This window comes from Cereibacter changlensis JA139 (assembly GCF_003034985.1).
Classification (GTDB): Bacteria; Pseudomonadota; Alphaproteobacteria; order Rhodobacterales; family Rhodobacteraceae; genus Cereibacter; species Cereibacter changlensis.
On sequence record NZ_PZKG01000262.1, the window covers coordinates 1 to 2,728 of the forward strand.

Annotated in this window: 3 protein-coding genes; all 3 read left to right on the forward strand. The window is 63.7% G+C overall.

The genetic code is table 11. From position 1 onward, the window contains the following. Positions 1-632, forward strand: a 632-nt coding sequence (locus C5F48_RS22930; protein ID WP_146170729.1) for an ROK family protein, incomplete at its 5' end; no start/stop codon positions are given. Positions 633-653: 21 nt separating this feature from the next. Beyond that, positions 654-1,775: an L-tyrosine/L-tryptophan isonitrile synthase family protein gene (locus C5F48_RS22935; RefSeq protein WP_107666019.1), complete on the forward strand. Its 1,122-nt coding sequence runs from the start codon at positions 654-656 to the stop codon at positions 1,773-1,775. A gap of 522 nt (positions 1,776-2,297) precedes the next feature. Further along, positions 2,298-2,552 carry a DUF982 domain-containing protein gene (locus C5F48_RS22940; protein WP_107666020.1) on the forward strand — a complete coding sequence of 85 codons (255 nt, stop codon included), beginning with the start codon at positions 2,298-2,300 and terminating at the stop codon, positions 2,550-2,552. Positions 2,553-2,728: the final 176 nt, after the last annotated feature.

Consider the following 2,728-nt stretch of genomic DNA (forward strand, 5'->3'; position numbering starts at 1 on the left):
GTCGCCTGACGCAAAGTTCACTGCTCGGCGGGCGGGTCGAGGTCGATCTGGCAGGGCAGCTGGCACAGCGCTTCTCCCAGCAGGTTCAGGTCGAAAGCGACGTCCATGCAATGGCCTTGGGCGAGCGTCGCTTCGGCATAGGGGCCGGGGAGAGCTCATTTGTTGTGATAAACATGGGGTCGGGCTCCGGGATCGCCTATCACGACAGTTCACTGATGCGCGGCGCCACGGGCGGAGCCGGGCTTGTCAGCCAAGAGCGCTTTTACGTCGCCGAAATCGATGAATGGCTGATCATGGACAACCTGCTGTCCGGTCGCGGGGTGACCCTGCTTTACCAGCGTCTGACCGGCCAGACGCGGGCGGCTGTCGACCTCCACAGTCTAGCGGCGACGGACCCCGCTGCGCGGAAGGTCTTTCAGCTGATCGGCCTCTATCTGGGCCAGTTCATCGTTAAGCTGGCGCGCATTCTCAACCCGCAGTGCTTCGTGCTCTGCGGCTCGGTCGCTCGGGCTTCTCCCCTGTTCATCGACATCACCCGCGACATCGTGCGCTCGGAGATCGAGCCTGCCTGCCAGCCGACAGCGATCCTTCCTTCCGAACTCGAGGCAGCCGCCTGCCTCGGCCTCCTGTGATACCAACCGAATGAGAACAACATGTCCGAAGCCACCAGCGCCTATGTCTTTCCCTTCAAGCCTTTTGCCTTCCTCGACGTGGTCGAGGAAAACAGCTCCTTCCTCCCGCCCCGCCACATAACGGCTGACAAGCTTCAACCGGCACTGGACATCCTTGCGCCCCGGCTGGAGTTGCCTGCCGGAGACGATCTGGCCCAACGCCTGCTCGAGTTTTTTGCGGATCCGGCTGTTTGCTTTGGGGATCCCGACTGGATCCTGCAGCTCGGGCAGCGCTGGAAGGAGCAGTTCAACTGGTTCATCGCCCGGAATGAACCCATCTTGCTCTCGATCCTCGGGTTTCCCTTCAAGGCGCCCGTGCCGCTCAAAACGAACCGGAAACTCGCGGACTTTGGCGAGTTGGTGATGCTGGCCCGTCTCCACCGCATCGGCGAGGCGATCGCACGCGCCTACACCCCGGGTGCGGTCACCCATGTCTTCGCCGAAGGCTCGTTCCACGAGATGAACGGCATGCCGCGCAAAGATGCCGACGCCTATTTCGCCGGGCTAGATACCATGCTGATTCAGTTCGGCTATGACGCGCATGTCAAGCTGCATGACACCAGCCGGATCGCCGACGAAGTCCCAGGATTCAAGAAGGTATGGGCCGAGGTGGAGGCTGAGATTGCGGCTCGGCGAGATGCCGGCGACCCGGCTACTGTCGATGCGTTGACGGCGGCCGCCCCTGTAACCTTCCACCTCAATGCCAATCCCGGGGTGAGCGACGAAGATCTGCGTCTCGCCTATCTGGGACGCTCCGAAGCTGCCGCCTTGCGCGGCGAGCTGGATGCGCGAACGAAACAGGGCGTGGTGCGCTACCGGGCATTTCTCGAAGCCCGCGACCGTGTCTCGCTGCTCGAGATCTATGCGCCCCGCGCCATTGGTCTGACAGTGTCGCCGCGCCCCGGCCGGATCGGTGTGCGCCCTCTGCCGGCGCCGGCCGACGTGCTCCCCTACCACGGCGTGCCGGTTTGGAACCCACGCACTGAAGTCCTTGAGGTTGTCTACCTCTGGGATCTGAAAAGGTCCGGGTTGACGCTTGAGCCGCTCCTTCTGGATAGCGACCCCGAGCGCCTGCCCTTTCTATACGAGGTCACAGCCGAGTAAGGCAGGCTACGGGGACGATCGTCAAACAATCTGCAGGGCAAACTGCCCTGCAGGCCCGCATAACGTCTTCCCCGTGGGCTGGGAAGGCCGGATCTCCCGGACAGCCCCGCTCGGCATGCCCCACCCGGGAGCCTCCACGGGTCCTCTGCGACGGTCCGTCGATCCGGTCGCGGCAGGTCACCGATCATCCAGTCGGCAGCCCTGCCGCATCTCTCCGGCAGCGCCGAGGTTCGCGGGCACTCCGCGCTGCCGCTGCCGCTGCCGAAGCTGATATTAAGCGCGGCTGGTGTTGACCGACAGCCAGGTCGAGTGGCTGGCGCCTCCCACCGATGTCGCCGCCTGCTCGCGGCTGACCCGGCGGTTATCGCTCGGCGAGTGCCGCGCGCCGAAGGGCGAGGTTGGGCCGCGAGCAGGGCTGCCACCGGAGTGTAACCGATATCCCCCATATGTTCGGAGCCTCTCCGGAGCAGGAACATCGCCGGCGCGGCCCGGTTGTGTGCTGACGCTACAAGCGGAGGACATATGGCTTGGAACCGACTTCTTTGGCGCACACCGGTGCTCGTCAACGTGCCGAACACTACCGAACCTGAGCCGATCCTCGCGGTCGATCAGGCCGTCGAGTTCCTTCTCAAGAGGTTGCCCGGCAGCAAGACCAATGCGGTCTGGCAAGCCGTGAACGCCTGCTCCGGATGCATCCACGGTCAGGTCGGGCCGACGGTGGCAAGAGAGGCGTTCGTTGCGGCTGTCAAGGACGCCGGGATCCGCGTGGAGGCGTGAACCGATGACTTCATTTTCGAAGAGGCCGGCGCGGCAATGCCGAAATCGCGCGGTCCTTCGCTTTCAGACCAAGCCTACGACACTCTACGTCAAGGTGGAGATTACATCTTCTGGACTAATGGCGGTAGGTGTCTTGGTCTCGGCCATCCTCCCGTCCGTTGTCCCGATCGTCCGTG

Excerpts from the sequence above, each read along its gene's own strand:
- C5F48_RS22935 (WP_107666019.1), top strand. The coding sequence starts at position 654 with ATGTCCGAAGCCACCAGCGCCTATGTCTTTCCCTTCAAGCCTTTTGCC.
- C5F48_RS22940 (WP_107666020.1), top strand. The coding sequence starts at position 2,298 with ATGGCTTGGAACCGACTTCTTTGGCGCACACCGGTGCTCGTCAACGTG.